Source organism: Nocardia sp. GCM10030253, from assembly GCF_042675075.1.
Classification (GTDB): Bacteria; Actinomycetota; Actinomycetes; order Mycobacteriales; family Mycobacteriaceae; genus Nocardia.
In genome coordinates, this window is record NZ_JBHTDL010000006.1 from 190,147 (window position 1) to 208,418 (window position 18,272).

General features: G+C 66.9%; 17 protein-coding genes, 1 pseudogene and 1 riboswitch. Of the genes and pseudogenes, 7 read left to right on the plus strand and 11 right to left on the minus strand.

From position 1 onward, the window contains the following. Positions 1-436: 436 nt before the first annotated feature. The 5 genes from ACFQZZ_RS13190 to bioB all read right to left on the minus strand — a co-directional run bounded on the left by ACFQZZ_RS13190 (position 437) and on the right by bioB (position 3,888). Positions 437-1,000, minus strand: coding sequence for a hypothetical protein (locus tag ACFQZZ_RS13190; RefSeq protein ID WP_378678946.1), 564 nt, complete (start codon positions 998-1,000; stop codon positions 437-439). Between the two features lie 297 nt (positions 1,001-1,297). After that, positions 1,298-1,834 (minus strand): DUF1353 domain-containing protein, encoded by a 537-nt coding sequence (locus ACFQZZ_RS13195; protein ID WP_378678949.1) that lies wholly within the window; start codon positions 1,832-1,834, stop codon positions 1,298-1,300. Positions 1,835-1,927: 93 nt separating this feature from the next. Next, positions 1,928-2,614, minus strand: coding sequence for a DUF2567 domain-containing protein (locus tag ACFQZZ_RS13200; RefSeq protein WP_378678952.1), 687 nt, complete (start codon positions 2,612-2,614; stop codon positions 1,928-1,930). Then, complete coding sequence (locus tag ACFQZZ_RS13205; RefSeq protein WP_378678955.1) at positions 2,614-2,841, minus strand: hypothetical protein; 228 nt, start codon at positions 2,839-2,841, stop codon at positions 2,614-2,616. The genes ACFQZZ_RS13200 and ACFQZZ_RS13205 overlap by 1 nt, the downstream gene beginning before the upstream one ends. 33 nt (positions 2,842-2,874) lie before the next feature. Then, entirely contained in the window at positions 2,875-3,888 is a 1,014-nt protein-coding gene (gene bioB, locus ACFQZZ_RS13210; protein ID WP_378678958.1) for a biotin synthase BioB, read from the minus strand. 135 nt (positions 3,889-4,023) lie between these two features. Here bioB and ACFQZZ_RS13215 point away from each other — a divergent pair, with 135 nt between their 5' ends. Beyond that, complete coding sequence (locus ACFQZZ_RS13215; RefSeq protein ID WP_378678961.1) at positions 4,024-4,608, plus strand: TetR/AcrR family transcriptional regulator C-terminal domain-containing protein; 585 nt, start codon at positions 4,024-4,026, stop codon at positions 4,606-4,608. A gap of 444 nt (positions 4,609-5,052) precedes the next feature. Here the strand turns inward: ACFQZZ_RS13215 and ACFQZZ_RS13220 are convergent, their stop codons facing one another. The 6 genes from ACFQZZ_RS13220 to ACFQZZ_RS13245 all read right to left on the minus strand — a co-directional run bounded on the left by ACFQZZ_RS13220 (position 5,053) and on the right by ACFQZZ_RS13245 (position 12,094). Next, positions 5,053-6,378 (minus strand): MFS transporter, encoded by a 1,326-nt coding sequence (locus ACFQZZ_RS13220; RefSeq protein ID WP_378678964.1) that lies wholly within the window; start codon positions 6,376-6,378, stop codon positions 5,053-5,055. Positions 6,379-6,802: 424 nt separating this feature from the next. Further along, the gene (locus ACFQZZ_RS13225; protein WP_378678967.1) at positions 6,803-8,152 is read right to left on the minus strand and encodes an LLM class flavin-dependent oxidoreductase; all 1,350 of its coding nucleotides are present in this window, start codon (positions 8,150-8,152) and stop codon (positions 6,803-6,805) included. Beyond that, a complete protein-coding gene (locus ACFQZZ_RS13230; RefSeq protein WP_378678970.1) occupies positions 8,149-8,919 on the minus strand; it encodes an ABC transporter ATP-binding protein in 771 nt (256 codons plus the stop codon). The genes ACFQZZ_RS13225 and ACFQZZ_RS13230 overlap by 4 nt, the downstream gene beginning before the upstream one ends. Then, a complete protein-coding gene (locus ACFQZZ_RS13235; protein WP_378678973.1) occupies positions 8,895-9,758 on the minus strand; it encodes an ABC transporter permease in 864 nt (287 codons plus the stop codon). The genes ACFQZZ_RS13230 and ACFQZZ_RS13235 overlap by 25 nt, the downstream gene beginning before the upstream one ends. Continuing rightward, positions 9,758-10,852, minus strand: a complete 1,095-nt coding sequence (locus ACFQZZ_RS13240; protein ID WP_378678976.1) for an ABC transporter substrate-binding protein — start codon at positions 10,850-10,852, stop codon at positions 9,758-9,760. Before ACFQZZ_RS13240 ends, ACFQZZ_RS13235 begins: the two co-directional genes overlap by 1 nt. Before the next feature lie 75 nt (positions 10,853-10,927). Beyond that, a complete protein-coding gene (locus ACFQZZ_RS13245) occupies positions 10,928-12,094 on the minus strand; it encodes an alpha/beta fold hydrolase (protein ID WP_378678979.1) in 1,167 nt (388 codons plus the stop codon). Between the two features lie 112 nt (positions 12,095-12,206). Beyond that, a riboswitch (cobalamin riboswitch) is annotated at positions 12,207-12,271 on the plus strand. 55 nt (positions 12,272-12,326) lie between these two features. Here ACFQZZ_RS13245 and ACFQZZ_RS13250 point away from each other — a divergent pair. The 6 genes and pseudogenes from ACFQZZ_RS13250 to ACFQZZ_RS13275 all read left to right on the plus strand — a co-directional run bounded on the left by ACFQZZ_RS13250 (position 12,327) and on the right by ACFQZZ_RS13275 (position 18,272). Beyond that, positions 12,327-13,358 (plus strand): FecCD family ABC transporter permease, encoded by a 1,032-nt coding sequence (locus ACFQZZ_RS13250; protein WP_378678982.1) that lies wholly within the window; start codon positions 12,327-12,329, stop codon positions 13,356-13,358. A 281-nt stretch (positions 13,359-13,639) separates the two neighbouring features. Next, positions 13,640-13,957, plus strand: a pseudogene (locus ACFQZZ_RS13255) (ATP-binding cassette domain-containing protein); the annotation flags it as partial. Positions 13,958-13,993: 36 nt separating this feature from the next. Continuing rightward, on the plus strand, positions 13,994-15,013 hold the full coding sequence (locus ACFQZZ_RS13260) for an ABC transporter substrate-binding protein (RefSeq protein ID WP_378680498.1): 1,020 nt from the start codon (positions 13,994-13,996) through the stop codon (positions 15,011-15,013). 343 nt (positions 15,014-15,356) lie between these two features. Further along, positions 15,357-15,917, plus strand: a complete 561-nt coding sequence (locus tag ACFQZZ_RS13265; RefSeq protein WP_378678985.1) for a hypothetical protein — start codon at positions 15,357-15,359, stop codon at positions 15,915-15,917. A gap of 13 nt (positions 15,918-15,930) precedes the next feature. Further along, positions 15,931-17,265 (plus strand): Dyp-type peroxidase, encoded by a 1,335-nt coding sequence (locus tag ACFQZZ_RS13270; protein WP_378678987.1) that lies wholly within the window; start codon positions 15,931-15,933, stop codon positions 17,263-17,265. Beyond that, a complete protein-coding gene (locus ACFQZZ_RS13275) occupies positions 17,262-18,272 on the plus strand; it encodes a hypothetical protein (RefSeq protein ID WP_378678989.1) in 1,011 nt (336 codons plus the stop codon). The genes ACFQZZ_RS13270 and ACFQZZ_RS13275 overlap by 4 nt, the downstream gene beginning before the upstream one ends.

The following is an 18,272-nucleotide window of genomic DNA, read 5'->3' on the forward strand; positions in this document are numbered from 1 at the left end:
CGACCGGCGACTCTACTTATCTTCCGAGTCTGGGCCCGGCTCGGCGGACTGTCCAGTCGCCCCCGGACGTCGGCCCGCCCGCGCTCACCTGAGAACTGCTGCCGCCACCCGCGACCGCGCTCGGCAAGATGCTGCTGGCACGCGGCCGCATCCGATACGGAGACGTCCACTGTCAGACGAACAAGTCGCCGTATACGCCCGCGTCAGGAATCCTGCGACTGACTCCTGTGTTTCCGAGTCCTGCGATACTGTCGCTTGCTGGGAACAGGTTGCGCAGCACTGGACCGGCGCAGCGCATTGCGCCGCCGCCACGCCACCAAGTCCGGCCGCTCCCCACTCTGCTCCGGGTACATCCCCGCCAGCACCAATGCCTGGTTACGTTCGTTCATTGCCAACACCTCCTTCCCACGGTCGCACTGTCCGAACGGACTGTTGGTCAACGGTATCCGCGCCGGCGGCCCGCTCTCCACTCATTTATTCGGGGGTACAACAGCTTCGAGCTCTCATATACCGGCACGTCGAGACACTGCGCGTAGAAGTCGGCGCGCACCGCGAGCACGACGGCGGCCGGATCGCGCGCGCCGCGAATGGCCAGGTGTTCGAGAGCAGCCAGGAACACCTCGCGCTGTTGTCCGTCGTGGCACAGGGTGAACAGTTCCTCGAACTGGTCCACGATCAACAGGCGGCGCTGGCCGATGCCCCATTCGGCCAGCGCCGCAGTGGCGGATTCCGCCGATTCCGAAGAACCCCCTGCGTTCTCGGAAGCGGTGCAATCCGCTGTGCCGGGGCCGCGTTCGGAACCCGTGGCACCGTAGCCATATTCGGAGCCGACCGGATCTTGGCTGTGCTCGACATCGATGGCGGCGAACAGACTGCTGACCGGTGTGCGCCCCGGCGTCATGGTCGCGATCGCCCAATCCTCGAGCGGATCGGCAAGTGCGGGTAGCAAGCCTGCTTCGAGCAGGGAGGATTTACCCGCGCCGGAGGCGCCGACGAGCATCTGATGCGCTGGATAGACACACCGCCCTTCTGCCCGGCCGCCCGCGTGGCCCGCATGCGTGCCTCGGCCGCAGCCGCAACCCTGCGCAGCGTCGGATTGCCTGCCGCGTCGAAGAGGGCGGCGAACTGCTCAGATTTCGGTTCCGGACCGGAACATTCGGTCCGTTCACCGACAGCGGCGCAACCGGGTTCAGTTCGTTCTCGACGGCACTGCGCGCGTTACCGATATGCGAGGAGCGCCGCTCTCGATCACCTTGCGGTGCAGCAGGAATCGGCTGCCGAAGCGTCGGCCGACCGCTCAGGCCGTCTTCATCTGCGGCGCCGGTGGCGGCGGCGCTGGTGCCCGGCGCCCGACGTGGGCGACAGCCCAGAACAGCAGTTCCACCAGCCAGAACAAGATGAGAAAGACCTGCACGACGGCCGCGGGAATGACGAGGAAGGGCACGGACAGCACCGCGATGAGGACGAAGCGGGCGATGTCCAGTGGAGTGGCTCCGCGCATGCGGCTACCGAGACGCACTGCGGCCCACATCATCCAGCGACGCGGCACCGACACCCCGGCCTCGTGCAGCGCGCGCCGGAAGATGCCGTCCGCGTCGGCATCACCGACCACACCGGAGCTGTGCAGGTAGTCGTGCAGAATGGCAGCCTTGGTGTAGGCGCCGTAGCGGGGAATCAGCCACACGAACACGCGCGGCACCGATGCGAAATCGGTGCGGAACCCTTCCGGGACAACGAATTCCTCGCTCGCACCCTGATAAGCGAGCGGGGCGGCCACCCGCCAGAATTTCGCGTCGAGCTCCTCGACGACCGGACCGCTACCGACGAACGCCACGACCCGTTCCTCTCTGAACGCACACCGTGTCCCACAATTCTAGGTTGTTGTGGCACATCGGTACCGACCCGCAGGCAACGGTTCGGCCAACGGTCAGTATCTGGGGCGAGACTCCGGCATCGAACCGGACCCGGCTTCTCCGGCCGGCTCGTAACCACCGTAGGGGACAGCCCCATTGCCCGCATGCCCAGCGGCATATGGCCGGTAAACACTTGCCGCAGCGAAGGATCGGTTATCGACCGGTCTCGACTCTCCGAACGGTCCACTGAATCCGGTGCCGAGATCATCCGACGGGTAGAGCGCCGCCACGAACAGCACCACCAGCGACGCGAGCAGCGGCTGCACGATGAGCGCGAGCCAGCTGCTCACCTCGGTCGGCAAGACCACGATCTGCCCGATGGACGGGTCGGTCACACGCGGGTGTTGCCACCGGGTGATCTGCTCGCCAACCAAGGACATCGCGAACGCGCCCGCAAGGGACCCGATCAGCAGCCCCAGTTGCAGGATCGGCCCACGCACCGCGCGCCACCGCCACGCACCCACCGCGGACAGCACGCCCGTCACCGCGCCGATGCACACGAAGATCGCCAGCGCATCGAACTGATGCATGCTCTCCCCCGTCAGCGTGGAGCCGCGGCCGGGCTGGGTCACCAGGAGTTGCTCGGTCGGGGCCAGCCAACCCCACGCCACACCGCCGAGCACGCTGATCAGCAACACCGCCACCCCGACGACCACCGCCGCGCGGACCTCACGCCGGATCCCCGCCGCACCCGCTACCACTAGCGGCGTTCCAGACTCGCCGAGTCGAGCACACCGTGTCGTGAGCATTTCGCCCACCAACCGTCCGGGCTCACCTGCACGACCATCCGGCGACCGCACTCCTCGCAGAAGCGCGGCGGTTCCAGTCCCAGTGCCGCTGCGGTCGGCACCGGGTCATCGAGACCGGGCACGATCCGCTTGCCGGTGAACGGGTTGTAGCGCTCGTCCATATCCATGACACTACTCATCGCGCCAGCCTCTTTCGTCACAATGCGGGCGGGTCAGAGCGTTTCGTTGAGCGCTTTGATCGGCATCTTCAGCTCGCCGAGCAGATCCAGGTCCGCCTCGGCGGGCCGACCGAGCGTGGTCAGGTAGTTGCCGACGATGACGGCGTTGATACCGCCGAGGATGCCCTGCTTGGCGCCGAGGTCACCGAGGGTGATCTCGCGGCCGCCCGCGAAACGAAGCATGGTACGCGGCAAGGCGAGCCGGAACGCGGCGACAGCGCGCAGCGCGTCGGAGGCGGGCAGCACCTCGAGGTCTCCGAAGGGGGTGCCCGGGCGCGGGTTGAGGAAGTTCAGCGGGACCTCGTCGGGATCGAGCTTCGCGAGATCGGCGGCGAATTCGGCACGCTGCTCCAGGCTTTCACCCATGCCGAGGATGCCGCCGCAGCAGACCTCCATACCCGCTTCACGAACCATGCGCAGGGTGTCCCAGCGCTCTTCCCAGCTGTGTGTGGTGACCACGTTCGGAAAGTGCGAGCGCGAGGTCTCCAGGTTGTGGTTGTAGCGGTGCACGCCCATGGCGGCCAGCTGGTCGACCTGCTCCTGGGTGAGCATGCCGAGCGAACAGGCGACCTGGATGTCGACCTCGTTGCGAATGGCCTCGACGCCCGCGGCGACCTGCGCCATCAGCCGCTCATCGGGGCCGCGGACCGCGGCGACGATGCAGAACTCGGTGGCGCCGGACTTGGCGGTCTGCTTGGCCGCCTCGACCAGGCTTGGAATGTCCAGCCATGCGGCGCGCACCGGCGACTGGAACAGGCCGGACTGCGAGCAGAAGTGGCAGTCCTCGGGGCAGCCGCCGGTCTTGAGGCTGATAATGCCCTCGACCTCGACCTCGGGACCGCACCACTTCATGCGCACCTCGTGGGCCAGGGCCAGTAGGTCTTCGAGCTGGTCGTCGCCGAGCCGCAGTACCTCGAGGGTCTGCTCCTGAGTCAGGCCGACGCCACGCTCGAGCACCTGCTCGCGGGCAATGGCCAAGATGTCGGTCTGAACGGGTGCCTGGGTCACTGCACGAATCCCTTCGTCCGGTGCAGTACACGCCAACTCCGCGGCTCTTCGCCCGAGGTGGCCGTGCAACTTGAACGGTGTTCAGGCTAGGGTAATGGTAAGAGTGAGTCAAAACACGACGGGTAAGGAATTCGGGTGCAGCTGCACAGAGCGGACGTGGTCGACGGCGCCGTCGCCATTCTCGACCAATACGGTCTCGCCGATCTGACCATGCGCAGGCTCGCAGGCTCACTACAGGTGCAGCCGGGTGCCCTGTACTGGCACTTCCCCAACAAGCAGGCACTGCTGGGCGCGGTCGCCGACAAGATCCTCGCGCCGATGGACGAACCGATCGACGCCACCGAATGGTCGGGCCAGATTACCGAACTGGCACACCGGCTGCGCGACTGCCTGCTGGCCTACCGCGACGGCGCCGAGTTGGTCTCGGCCACCTATGCCTCCCGCCTCACCACCAACAAGGGCCGAGAACGACTGGTGAGCGCGGCAATCCGCGCGGGTATGCCCCGCCACGAAGCCGAACTGGCCGCATACACCATGCTGTACTACGTCCTCGGCCAAACAGTCGACGAACAGTCAAGGATGCAAATGGACTCGGTCGGCGCCCTCACCGAAGACGCCTCTCCGCTCCACGAAACCCCCGACGCCACCGCCCGTTTCGACTTCGGCCTACAGCTGTTCATCGGCGGCGTCCGCCACCTCCTCGGTACCCGGGTCCGCTGATCACGAGCGGGTTTGCGCCACACCGAGCTCAGCCGCTCGATGTGCCACTCGCAAACCGGTACAGCTGAGGCGGTCTCGCGCACGCCAGGCTTCCAGGCGGTTGCCGCGCCCCGGCGGGGATACTCGGTCGCGTGACTTCAGCGCCGCGCAGGATCATGGATGCTGACCCCCGCAGCAGCACCCGGTCGTCGGGGACCCGAGCTCAGTGAGTCTGCCCATGAGTGGCACACGCTGCGGCGACTCGCCTATCGGCCGCTCCACAGTGTGCCACTCACGAGATTGATCCGGCAGGCGGGCACGGCCTGCGGAACCTCGGATATGTCGACGGCGCTGACTGTTTCGCTGGGCGCGATGGTGCCCCACGGTTCTCGGTACTCGGGTCCGCCAATCGTGAGTGGCACCTGACGACAGCGACACGAGAGGAGCAGCGCTCTGGTGTGCCGCTCACGGGACTTGTCCGGTGAGCGGCGGAGGAACGGGGCCGGCGGGGGTAGTTGCCGATGGGGTGTCGCTGGATTGGTGGCGCGGCTGCGGGGCGGGGGTAGTCGCCGAAAGTGCGTCGCGGGGTTGCGGGGTCGGGGCAGCGCCGGGGAACCAGCGGTGCATGGCGGCGGCGCCTGCTGACGCGGCTGCGGCGAGGGCGATCGCTGATGCGCCGAGAACGGTTGCGGCGCTGATCAGTCCGACGGCGATCGGGCCGACGAACGAGCCGATGTCGTGGGTGAGGCGCCAGGCGCCGAGGAATTCGGCGCGTTGGCCGGCGGGGGCGACGTCGGCGCCGACAGTCATGATGAGACCGTTGCTCACGCCGTTGGCGAGGCCGAGTAGCACGGCCACGCCGGCGAGTTCCAGTGCCGACGAGGTGAAGGGGATGGCGGCGTATCCGGCGGCGAACAGCAGCATCGACGGGATTCCGGTGGCGCGGCGGCCGTAACGGTCCAACCAGACGCCCGCTGGATAGGACATGAGCACGTCCATCGCCCCGGCGACGCCGAACACCAGGCTGGTGGTCGATGGACTCGCGCCGATGTGCGCCGCCCAGAGCGGCAGCAGTGCCAGCCGGGCCGCCCGCGCCGCCCCGACCAGCAATGCCGCCGAGCCGAGTGTGCCGAGCACCCTGCGGTTTTCGACGACGACTGAGCGCAGGCTGTGGCCGCCGGGATGCGCATCGTCGACGTCGGTCGAACGAATGGCGACCATGGCGGCGCCGGACAGGATGGTCATCGCGAACTGCAACCACAGCGCGCCGTTCGGCCCCATCGCATGAACCAGCAGGGCACCGAGGAACGGACCGCAGAAAAACCCGAGCCGTGACGACCCGGCCAGTGTGGACAGCGCCCGCCCTCGATCGGTCGGGGCGACAACGGCAACGACATACGACTGACGAGCCAGCCCCCACACCGCACCCGCTGCCCCGTTGCACAACATCCCAGCCGCCAGCACACCGACATTCGGCGCGCAGATCGCACACAGCACCCCGACCACCCCGAGCGCCGAACCGAGACCGATCGCCCCACGCTCGCCTATCCGCGCGACAACCCGCCCGGCAGGCAGGTCCGCCAACACCATGCCCAGTCCACTCAGCGCCACGATCACTCCGGCGACACCGATGGACGCACCGAGATCCAATGCACGCAACGCATACATCGGCGCCGCCGCACCGGACCCGGTGCCGTACAGCACCATCGGGACGAACACCGTCCACACCAGGGTGCGCAGGCGCACCGGCGACTGCGCGCCGCAATCGGTCTCGACACTCGACGAGATCACTCGGCAACCACCACACAAGTAGCGGACCATGCCGCGCCCCGGCTTGCCAGGACAGCACCGAGCGGCACTCGACCCGGCTGCGCGCTGGACCGACTACGTCCCGCCGAAGCCGACTGCGGGACAGAACAAGCGAATCCGACCTCGCCCCAGCTCGTCCCGACAACGTCGAGCAGCACTCGACCGGATTGCACAGCTGGCCTATCCGGTCCGCCGGTCACCGATTGTGGAGTGGGACAGTCAGATCTGGCGTGAGCCGATCGCGCACGAAGCCAGCCGGATCCGGCGCCAGCCGATTGCGAGCTAGGTCCGGCGCCACCCGAATGCACACCAAGCCAGCCAGGTCCGGCGCCAGCCAATTGCGCACGGAGCCCGCCGGGTCCGTACGCCGATCCGGAAGTTGAACAGTCAGATTCTCCTGGCCCGCTCACTGGGCCAGGGCCGGGCGGCGGGCGAATTGGCTTTCGGGGCGGGGCAGGCCGAAGTGGTCGCGGAGGGTGGTGCCGGTGTATTCGGTGCGGAAGAGGCCGCGCTGCTGCAGGATCGGGACGACGGTTTCCGCGAAGACCTCCAGTCCGCCCGGGTAGTAGGGCGGCATGACGTTGAAACCGTCGGCGGCGCCGTTGCGGAACCAGTCCTCGATGGTGTCGGCTACCTGTTCGGGCGTGCCTGCGAATACCCGATGCCCGCGGGCGCCGGCGAGGCGGTGCAGTAGGCCGCGAACCGTCGGGCGCTCGCGCTGCACGATTCCGGCGACCACCTGCAGGCGGCTGCGGGCGTTGTCGGTGACATCGCCTGCATCGCTGAACAATTCGACGGGGACCGGCTCGTCGAGCGGAAGGTGCCGCAGACTCTTGCCCGCGATGCCCTCCAACTGTTTCAGGCCGTATTCGGGGACGGTGAGCTCGTTGAACTCTCGCTCCAGTTTTTTGGCGGCGGTCTCGGTGTCGGCGATGAAAGGGCTGATGCCGGGCAGGATCTTGATGTGGTCGGCGTCGCGACCGAACTCCCTGGCCTTCGCCTTGATGTCGGTATAGAAGGCCTGCGCGTCTTCGAGGCGTTGATGCGCGGTGAAGATCGCTTCGGCATACTTGCCCGCGAACGCGCGGCCGTCGTTGGAGGCGCCTGCCTGCACGAGCACCGGATAACCCTGCGGGGTGCGCGGCGCATTGAACGGGCCGCGCACCTTCAGGTAGTCGCCGACGAAGTCGATCGGATGGATCTTGTCCGGGTCGGCATAGATGCCCGCCGCCTGATCGAGCACGATCGCGTCGTCCTCCCAGCTGTCCCACAGCGCGACGACGGCATCGACGAACTCCCTGGCCCGTGCGTAGCGCTCGGCGTGGGAAGGATGCTCGGCAAGGCCGAAGTTGGCCGCGGCGAGGTCGGTTCCCGTGGTGACGATGTTCCAACCGGCCCGGCCGCCGGAGATGTGGTCCAGCGTGGAGAACAGCCTGGCCAGGTTGTAGGGCTCGTAGTAGGTGGTCGAGGCGGTCGCGATCAGGCCGAGATGAGTCGTCGCCGTGGCGATGGCGGTGAGCAGCGTGATCGGCTCCAGCCCCGAGCCCGCGTTGTGTTTGACGTTGGTGCGCAACGCCGGTCCGTCGGCGAAGAACACCGCATCGAGTTTCGCGGCCTCGGCGGTCCTGCCGATCTCCTGGTAGTAGGCGACATCGTAGATCCGGCCCGGCTGGCTGTCGGGATGCCGCCAAGCTGCCTCGTGGTGACCGGACGGGTAGATGAACGCATTGAGGCTGAGTTGGCGCGGTGAGCTCATGAAGCTTTTTTCTCTTCCTCGATGTGTTGGTGCGGGGTGGTGTCGACGCCGAGGCTGGCCAGCAGCAATTCCCGGAAGCGAGTGAACCCCGGATCACTGTGGCGACGTGGCCGTTCCAGGTCGATGCGCTGATCCAGCGCGATCCGGCCCTCGTCGAGGACGAGCACACGGTCGGCGAGCAACACGGCCTCGTCGACGTCGTGGGTAACCAGCAGCACCGCGGGCTTGTGCTTGGCGCACAGATCCTGTAACAGCGCATGCATTTTGATTCGCGTCAGCGCGTCCAGTGCACCGAACGGTTCGTCGGCAAGCAGCAGCTCCGGCTCTCTGACCAGTGAGCGGGCCAGCGCCACCCGCTGCTGCTCGCCGCCGGAAAGCTCCTTGGGCCAGGCCTTTTCCCGACCGGCAAGACCGACCTCGGCCAGCGCGGTGCGGCCGCGATCGGCAGCGCCGGAACCGGACAGTCCGAGGGTCACATTGTCCAGCAGCCGGATCCACGGCAGCAGCCGCGAATCCTGGAAAACCACGGCGCGTTCGGTGGGTACGGTCAGCTCCCCGGAGCCGGACACGTCGTAGTCCAGTTCGGCCAGCGCCCGCAGCAGAGTGCTCTTGCCCGAACCGCTGCGCCCGAGCAGTGCGACGAATTCACCGCGGGCGATGTCGAGGTCGATGCCACGCAGCACCGCCCGGTCACCGAAGCCGCGGTACAGGTCTCGGGTACGCACGACGCTCGGTCCCACGCTCAGTCGGCCAGTGTCTGCCGCCATGACAGCGCCCTCCGTTCCACCGCGCGCACGGCGAGGTCGCCGAACAGGCCGAGTAGGCCGTAGATCACCAGTCCGACGACGATGACGTCGATCTGGCCGTAGGTGCGGGCCTGTGTCATCAGGTAGCCGATGCCGCTAGTGGCATTGACCTGCTCCACGACGACCAGCGCCAGCCACGCGATGGTCACGGCGAGCCGCAGACCGGTGAAGAAGCCGGGCAACGATCCGGGCAGCGCGATCCGCCGGATGAATCCCCAGCGCGAAAGGCCTACCGTCGCAGCTAGTTCCACGTACCTCGAGTCGACACTGCGCAGCTGCGCATGGGTGTTGAGATAGATCGGAATCGCCACGCTGGTGGTGATGACGAGCAGCTTCATCTCCTCGCCGATACCGAACCACACGATGAACAGCGGGATCAGCGCCAGCGTCGGAATCGCCCGCTTGATTTGAATCGGCCCGTCCACCAAGGCTTCACCGATCCGGCTCAGCCCGGCGACCAACGCGAGCACCACCCCGATGACGACACCGAGGCCGAGCCCGACACCGGCGCGTTCGACAGAGCTGAGCAGGTTCGACTGCAGCCTGCCGTCGGAAATCAGGTCACCCGCGGTCTCGGCGACCGTCCACGGCGCGGGCAGCGTCTCCGGATCCAGCGCACCAGAGGCGGATCCGATCACCCAGGCGGCGACCAGCAGCACCGGTCCGACGGCGACGCCGAACGGGATCGGGCGGCCGGGTCCGAGCCTGGGTCGAGTCGGCTTGCGCTGAGCCAACACCTGGGTCGGTGCGGTGCGGGCACGGCCGAACCGGCCGAGCACACCGGCATCCAAGGTGGCCATTACCGTGCCTTCGGTTCGAACGCGGCGCCGCTCTCGGTGACGGCCTGGGTGATGGGTGCGTCGAAGCGCAGGTCGAAACCGCTTGCGGCACGTACCTTCTTCGGCAGTTCACCGGCACCGTCTATGACATCGATGGTGGCCTGCTGGCGGTCGATGAGCGTTTGATCAAGGTGCGGGAAGGTGTAGGTGCCGAGCGATTCGACGATGCGCTCGGCGTCGTCGGCGCTGACCTTCTGGATGTCGACGTAGTACCGACGCGCCCACTCGTCCTGGTGGGTATTGGCCCATTGGTGTGCCCGGATGTAGGCACCGACCAATGCGCGCGTGGCAGCGGCCTTGGCCGGGTCCTGCACGACGGCACGACGCGCGTACAGGTAGGCCAATCCGCCATAGATACCGGTGGTCTCGGAGTCCGGGATCAGGGAGGTGCCCGGCGTGCGCAGCAGCCGGGTGACATTCGGCTCGATCAGCGGCGCGATGTCGACCTGCCCGGTACGCACCGCGTCGAGGAACTCGCCCAGTTGCAGCCGAATCAATTGCACGTCACCGGTTTTCAGCCCGGCCTTTGCCAACGCACGCAACACCGCCGCCTGCTGCGCGGTACCTTCCGCGTAGGCGATCTTCTTGCCCTTCAGGTCGGCCAGGGTGTTGGCCGTTTTGCCTGGCGCGACCGCGAGCTTCAACGCGTTGGTGCTGGTCTGGTAGGACGCGACGATCGGCACGTCCTGTCCGGCGACCAGTGCGTGGATCGGCGGGACATCACCCACTGGCGCAACATCGGCGGCGCCGCCACGGAATGCCTCGAGAATCGCGGGCCCGCCGACGAAGTTGGCGAATTCGACCTTGAACGGGAGTTTGTCCAACTCGCCGGATAGCCGCAGCACCGACTGCAGCCGCTCCTGCTGGTCGGCGACAACGAGTTCGGTGCCCGCGGGAATCTCGGTCGGCAGCGGGACGTCGGCGGCGGTAGTGCCGGTCGGCTTGTCATTGTTCGCACAGCCGGCCAAGCCGAGCGTCGCAGCGGTCGTCGCGACGAGCAGTGCGGCGACGGTGCGGCCACGGAGGCCGGTGAAGAACGTGCGTGGTTGGTGCATTGTGGCATTGAAGCAAGACATATCCGGCGCGGATACGGTTACCTTCAGGCTGATTCGAGCACTATCCGGGGACGCTCAGCGTGGTGCGGCCGCGCTGGCCGCCGCACGGATCTGCTGCTGGAAGCGCTGCACGAAGGGCAGGATCTGCTGGTCGATCAGCATGTTGTACTCGCGGGGGCGCTGCATCGGGTTGGCGTGGCCGGTGCTTCGCGGCATGACAACCAGCAGGGTGCCGTCCAGGCCGCCGGAGCGCTCGATCAGCACCTGGTGGGAGTATTCGACGTCGACCACCCGGTCGTTGTCGGGGTTGCGCGGGCGGATGAAGACGATGGCCGGTCGCGGTTTGCCGTCCGCGGGGCGAGACAGGGCGCGCAGGTCATTGATCGCGCCGCCTGCCACGATCGCCAGGAATTGCGACTCGATGAGCCCATTGCTTGCCGCGTCGCGGGAAAAGATCTTCTCGCGCAACACATCCGACATCACCGTACCCAGTTTGGCGACTCTGATGCCTGGCATCCCCGCGCCACCGCGGTCGAAGAAACGGTCGCGGCGCGCGTAGGTTTCCACGGTCAGCCGCAGCCCCCGGCTCTCCCGCGCGCCGGGCAGCCAGGCCATCCAGCGCAGCATGTCCTCGCCGCGGCCACGGCTTTCCGGACGCACCGCGTTCAGGTCCATCGGCGTGCAATCGAGGATCACCGACACCAGCCGCCGGTCGCTGTCGGTGTGGATGTGCCTGGCGACCTCCAGCGCGATCACCCCGCCCATGCTGTGCCCGACCAGCACAACGTTCTTCAATCCGGACATCTGCGCGGCCCGGATGATCAGCTCGGCGATCACCCTGGTGTCGATACCGTGATTGTCGTATTTGATGGCCCAGACCACGCCCATCCGACTGAGCGAGGGCAGCGACGCCGCGGTATTGCTGGCATTGAGGCCGCCGAGACCGACCATGTCGACCACGACGGTGTCCCAGTTCTGGGCGTCGGCCGGCAACGCGACGGGAAGGATGGCGGGCTCGGTGCGAGCCAGCCGGGCCCGCTCCGGCGCGACGTCGTGCACCCAGTACTGGGCGAACAGCACGAGTCCGGCGAGCAGCAGTGCGGCGACCCGCAGCAGCGCCACTCGGGTGCGGCGCAACGACTTCCACCCATGCCCGAGGCCGGTATCCCGCAGGCGGGCTTTGCGTCGCTCGTCGTCCCAGTCCGTGACGGTGGACGGGTGCCGTTCCTCCAACGGCGACATCTCTTCACTGTAAGCACGATTCCGGGTGGCTTGCCAGGCGAACGCGGATCACCCGCCGCCCCCGAAAACCCGACCGACCGGTAGAGTTCGAGCCGTCATCCCAGGCGGGTGCGGGAATCCGGTGCAATTCCGGAACGGTCGCGCCACTGTGATCGCCCTCGCGGCGAAAGTCAGACCTCCCCTGCCTGGATACCCGCTGGAGAGGCCGCGATTTGCCTGTGGAGCACCGTCGATGATCCGTGCGCGGACATCGATTGCCATCCCCGTACTCGGGGTTTTGCTGATCATCGCGATGCTCGTCGCGACCGGATTCGGCGCCGAGACATTGCCGGTGTCGTCGGTGCTGGACGTGCTGCGGGACCGAGCCGCCGGGCGCACACCCACCGACCTCGGCCTCGACACGATCGTGTGGCAGTTGCGCGTGCCACGCACGCTGCTGGCCGCCGTGGTCGGCGCTGGCCTGGCTGTGGCGGGCGCGGCGATGCAGACTCTGGTCCGCAATCCGCTGGCCGACCCCTATCTGCTCGGTGTGTCCTCGGGCGCCGGGGTGGGTGCGGCGGCCGTCATCACCTCCGGGCTGTTCGCGGGCGCCGGTGTGTGGGCGTTGTCCGGTGGGGCGTTGTCCGGGGCCTTCGTCGCCGCGGCGCTGGTGTTCCTCATCGCGGTCGCCCAAGGCGGGCTGACACCGCTGCGGCTGGTGTTGACCGGCACCGTTCTCGGCTCGGCCTTCGCGGCGCTCGGCAGCTACCTGGTCATTCGCAGCTCGGATCCCGCTGCGGCGCAATCGGTCCTGTTCTGGCTGCTCGGCAGCCTCGCGGGCGCCGACTGGTCGAAGATCGCGCTGCCGCTGGGTGTGGTGGCCGCCTGTGGCCTCGCCCTACTGGCGGCCAGCGGCTGGCTCGATGCACTCACCCTCGGCACCGATACCGCCGCCTCGGTCGGTGTCCCCGTCAAGGCACTGCGCGTCGCCCTGTTCATTCTGCTGGCCATCCTGGTCGGCGTCCTCGTCGCGGTCTCCGGCGGAATAGGTTTCGTCGGTTTGGTCATCCCGCACGCCGCCCGCCTGCTGGTCGGTCCCCGCCACCGCACCCTCCTGCCCACCTGCGCACTGTGCGGCGCGCTGTTCCTCGTCATCGCCGACGCCGCCACCCGAGTGCTGGTGCGGCCGACGGAAATTCCGGTCGGCGTGCTGACCGGCCTCATCGGTGCGCCCGCCTTCCTCATCCTGCTCGGCCGCCGACGCTACCGTTTCGGTGAATCATGAAGCACCACAACGAGTCAGGGGCCTCGGACCGCGCCGCGCCGGAGGCACCAGGAACACCGAGCGCGGCAGCGGCAAGCAGCGGGGCCGAGGAAAACCGCGACGGATCCGGCGGCGCGGGCCGACACCACGACCGCCTCGATGCGAGAACCGACAGGGCTGTTGCGGGATTCGTGGCGACAGCATCGGACGTCGGCGTGGCGCTCGAGGCCCGCGGCTTGACCTGCACGGCCGGGCGGCGAGCCGTCGTCGCCGACGCCACCTTCAGCATTCGAGCCGGCGAAATGATCGGCGTCGTCGGCCCGAACGGCAGCGGCAAGACGACGTTGCTGCATGTTCTTGCCGGAGTCGATCGGCCGAAGCATGGGCAGGTCGTCGTGGACGGGCAGATGCTGCACGGTCTTTCGCCACGGCAGCGAGCCAGGACGGTGGCACTGGTCGCACAGGATGAGCGGCCGCCCGCGGATCTGCGGGCGGGCGAGGTGGTTTCGCTGGGGCGCACGCCCTACCTGCCGCCATGGGGCGCGGGGTCGCCGCAGGAACAGCGCGTTGTCGACGAAGCGCTGGCAACGGTGGATCTGGCGGGGTTCGCCGATCGGCCCGTGCACCGGCTCTCGGGTGGTGAGCGGCAGCGCGTGCTGCTGGCGCGTGCGCTTGCCGCGACCGCGCTGGCCGTGGCACTGGCCGCCTGTAGCAGCCAGACCGAGGCCACCGGTGAGCTGTCGCTTCGCAATTGCGATGCGGACGTGCGGTTTCCCGCGTCTGCGCAGCGTCTGTTCGTCAACGACGGAAACCTGATCTCCATGGTGCTCGCGCTCGGCGCCCACGACCAGGTTGCGGCGGTATCGAGCCTGCAGCGCGACGCGGACACCTTGCGCAAGCATTACGGGCCCGCCGTCGACAGTATGAAATCGGTTGCCCCCGAATACCCCGCACGGGAAACGGTGCTCGCGCAGCGTCCCGACGTCATGGTCGCCGGCTGGAGCTACGGCTACGACGAAACCAAGAACCTCACCCCGGAGTCACTGCGCAAGGACGGCATCGCCGCCTACGTGCTCACCGAAAGCTGCCGCCAGCACGACGGCGAACGCCCGCGCGGCATCACCGAACCATGGAACGCGCTGCGCACCGACCTGACGAACCTCGGGGCCATCACCGGCCACGCCGACCGCGCCGCAGACGTCACCGCCGACCTCGACCGCAGGCTGGCCGCTCTGTCGATTGCTCCGAAACCGGAGCGCAAGCCGAACATCTTCCTGGTCGACAGCGCCAGCGACACCATCTTCTCCAGCGGCCAATTCGGTGCGCCCCAGGCGATCCTGGAAGCAGCGGGCGCCCGCAACATCCTCGACGACGTCACCGACACCTGGACCAGGGTGTCGTGGGAGCGCCTGGCCGCCGCCGATCCCGACGCCATCATGTTCGTCGACTACCCGAAGCAGTCCTTCGCCGAGAAGGTCGAGCTGTTGCGCGCCAAGCCGGGCATCAACCAACTCCGCGCCGTCACCGAAGGCCGCTTCCTGAACCTCCCCTACGCCATGTGGACCAGCGGCCCACTCAACATCGACGCCGCCGAGCAGATCCGCAAGCAGCTGGAACGGTGGAACCTGGCCCCCGTCTCCACCATCGAGCCACGCGCCGACGACACGGTGCGCTGATCGGGTCTGCGACGGACTCGATGCTCGAGCCGCGCGCGACGAGGGGTCGCGCGCGGCTCGAGCGGTCAGGTGGCGGGTGCACGGCGGGAAGTCGGCTCGTCCACATGGGTACGGTGGCACAGCCGTGCAGGCCCGGTGGGGGATTTGCTGCTTGCTGGTCAATCGTGGTGATTATCGACCGAAAGATTGTTAACCGCCTAATTCTCCCGACGCACGTCGACCGAGTCCACGCATTTGGTGACTTCGGTCCCGATTATCGGCGATGTTCGGGTTTTCGGCGAGTCGGGCGAGTCCGTAAGATGGGTTTCGATGTCCGGCTTACTAGTGAAAGTAAGGTGACGACATGCCAGCGACCGATCGCGAATGGAATAAACCAGCGGCGATGGCCATCCCCAAGGAGGGCTATTTCGAGCTGGAGCGGGGTAGGTATGGACCGATCTATCCACGGACCCCGGCGTGCTATGGGTTCTCGATCATCGCGAAGGTGAAACCAGGTCGAGAAGAGGCCATTCGCGCGTACGGCAAGCAGATCGAAGATGCGGTAGCGGGTAGTCCGGATGTGCTGGCGCCGCTGCGGCTGCACTATCTGCGGTGGGTGTTGTTCGACGTCGGCTCGGGGCTGCATTTCCAATATCAAGGCATCTTCGACACCGATTTCGACAAATACACCGAGGACGCCGTGGCGCTTTTCAGCCAGACCGGTATCACGACCGTTTTCACCAACCTCGAAGGCTTTCCAGAGGATTGGAAGGAAAACCCGGAGGCGTTCGTCAAATTCGTTCGAGAGCACCAGTTTTCCAGCTTCCTCGAATACGGCGAGTACCCCTACGTCACCGCCGACCAGATCAAAAAAGCGCTGCGACTCGAGGCGGCGTTCTCCGACATGCTCGATCAGATGCAGTAGAGCGCCAGGGCCGATGCTCGAACTCGACGATATTCAGCACATCCTGCTGACCCGCACCCCGGCGATGACCGGCCGCTATGAGTTCCTGTCCTTCGATGATCCCGCGGGGGGCCGGGCCTGGTTGACGGCGCTGGTGGACCGGGTTCAGTCGGCCGCGGACGTGCGCGCCACGATGGATAGTTCCGAGCGCTGGATCACGCTGGCCTTTACCTGGCGCGGACTGCGGGCGCTTGGGGTGTCGGAGGAAGTGCTTGCCACCTTCCCCGACGAGTTCCGTGAAGGCATGGCCGCCCGTGCTGACATCCTGGGCGACACGGGTGCCAATCACCCCGATAACTGGGTGGGCGGGCTGGCCGGTGACGACCTACACGCCATCGCGATCTTGTTCGCCCGCACCGATGCCGAACACCAGCGGTGCACCGCCGAGCACCACAAGCTGGTGGCCCGCTGCCCAGGTGTGCGCGTGTTGTCGTTCTTGGATTTGAACGCGACGCCGCCATTCGACTACGCCCATGACCATTTCGGGTTCCGAGACCGGTTGTCTCAGCCGGTGATCGAAGGATCCGGCGAAGAACCGACACCGGGCTCGGGTGCACCGCTGAAACCCGGTGAATTCATCCTGGGCTACCCCGACGAGAAGGGGCCACCCTACGGGCTTCCGCAGCCGGAGGTGTTGTCCCGCAACGGCAGCTACATGGCCTACCGGCGGCTGCAAGAACACGTCGGTGCGTTTCGGAACTATCTGCGCGAGCACGCTGACACCCCGGACGGGCAGCAGCTACTTGCCGCGAAGCTCATGGGCCGATGGCCGAGCGGCGCACCGCTGGCGCTGACCCCTGACCATGATGATCCACAGCTGGGCGCGGATCCCATGCGGAACAACGACTTCAACTACCGACAGATGGATCCGCACGGCTACGCAGTACCGCTCGGCTCGCACGTGCGGCGACTCAACCCACGCGATACTGCGGTAAATATGAACCGCCGCAGGATGATTCGCCGCGGCGCCACCTATGGGCCTGCGCTGCCGGAGGGTGCTCCCGATGACGGGATGGACCGAGGCATTGCCGCGTTCATCATCTGCGCCAGCCTGGTCCGCCAGTTCGAGTTCGCCCAAAACGTCTGGATCAACGACAAGACATTCCACGAACTCGGCAATGAACGCGATCCCATCTGCGGCACCCAGGACGGAACCCTGGAGTTCACGATCCCCAAGCGGCCCATCCGCAAGGTGCTCGAGGGCCTGCCGGCCTTCACCACGCTCAGAGGCGGCGCGTACTTCTTCCTGCCTGGCATCAGCGCCCTGCGATACCTGGCCACGCTCGACAGTCGAGAGGTGACATCATGAGCACCCGACCGCCGGCACGCACCTACAACCAGAATCACATCCCGCGCAAACACGACGGGCGACGGCGGATAAGCATCTATTGGACGTGGAGCTACCCGTGGGAAGCCCAACGCGATCCCGCCGAAATATATAACCGCTTCTCCACGATGACTGAAGTCCGCAACGTAACGTGGCCGAGCTACGAGACCCCCGAGTACGACGCAGCGCACTTCCTGCAAGGCATTGCCGGCACACTCGAGCTGTTCCATCGTTCGACTCTGGCGTTTCAGCAGCTGGCCGGTGAGGCAACCGGTCATCCCGTCGCGGTGTTCCAGCGCATCGACCAGGCCGGCTACAAATTGCCGATCGACGAGCGGATCCTGGACGACACCGACACGCTGATGGTGTTCGGGCTCGATCACATCCTCTCCGAGCAGGAAGCCGCGCCCGAAGAAAGTGCCGCAATCCGGGAATGGCTGCGACGCGAAGGCACCTGTCTGCTGTTGGCGCCGCACCACGACGTCGGCTTCACTGACGACTACACGCAGCGACAAACCGAATACGAGCATCACGGCGACCGACTGGTGCCCCGCCAGCAGCGATTCGGCCAGTACACGCGTTCGCTGATGAAAGCGCTCGATGTACCGGTGGTCAACAAGTGGGGCCTGCGCCCCGCGGTCGTCGACGGTACCGATCGGATCGCCCCCCTGACCGGGTTCCGCGATCTGGACATACCCCAACTGCTGGATAACGTCACCACATTCAACTTCCACCCCCATCTTCCGCACTACGAGCTCACCGCACCGGAAAGCGACTCGCTACGTGTCCTGGGCCGCCAGCGCGTCGACCCCGAGCGGCCCCACCCCTTCACCGCGGCCGGCAACACGGAGTTCAACGCGCTGATCTGGATGCCACCCACCGGCCGACGTGCCGGCGACATCGTGCTCATCGACTCCACTAACTTCACCACACTGTTCGGCGGCACCGACAGCCTCGAGAACCTCTGGCACAACCTCGCCACCATGTAA

Bases quoted from the DNA above. Each gene is read 5' to 3' on its own strand.
- ACFQZZ_RS13265 (WP_378678985.1), top strand. From the start codon at position 15,357: ATGCCAGCGACCGATCGCGAATGGAATAAACCAGCGGCGATGGCCATC.
- ACFQZZ_RS13225 (WP_378678967.1), bottom strand. From the start codon at position 8,152: ATGAGCTCACCGCGCCAACTCAGCCTCAATGCGTTCATCTACCCGTCC.
- ACFQZZ_RS13270 (WP_378678987.1), top strand. From the start codon at position 15,931: ATGCTCGAACTCGACGATATTCAGCACATCCTGCTGACCCGCACCCCG.
- ACFQZZ_RS13190 (WP_378678946.1), bottom strand. From the start codon at position 1,000: ATGCTCGTCGGCGCCTCCGGCGCGGGTAAATCCTCCCTGCTCGAAGCA.
- ACFQZZ_RS13240 (WP_378678976.1), bottom strand. From the start codon at position 10,852: ATGCACCAACCACGCACGTTCTTCACCGGCCTCCGTGGCCGCACCGTC.
- ACFQZZ_RS13245 (WP_378678979.1), bottom strand. From the start codon at position 12,094: ATGTCGCCGTTGGAGGAACGGCACCCGTCCACCGTCACGGACTGGGAC.
- ACFQZZ_RS13235 (WP_378678973.1), bottom strand. From the start codon at position 9,758: ATGGCCACCTTGGATGCCGGTGTGCTCGGCCGGTTCGGCCGTGCCCGC.
- ACFQZZ_RS13205 (WP_378678955.1), bottom strand. From the start codon at position 2,841: ATGAGTAGTGTCATGGATATGGACGAGCGCTACAACCCGTTCACCGGC.
- ACFQZZ_RS13250 (WP_378678982.1), top strand. From the start codon at position 12,327: ATGATCCGTGCGCGGACATCGATTGCCATCCCCGTACTCGGGGTTTTG.
- ACFQZZ_RS13230 (WP_378678970.1), bottom strand. From the start codon at position 8,919: ATGGCGGCAGACACTGGCCGACTGAGCGTGGGACCGAGCGTCGTGCGT.
- ACFQZZ_RS13275 (WP_378678989.1), top strand. From the start codon at position 17,262: ATGAGCACCCGACCGCCGGCACGCACCTACAACCAGAATCACATCCCG.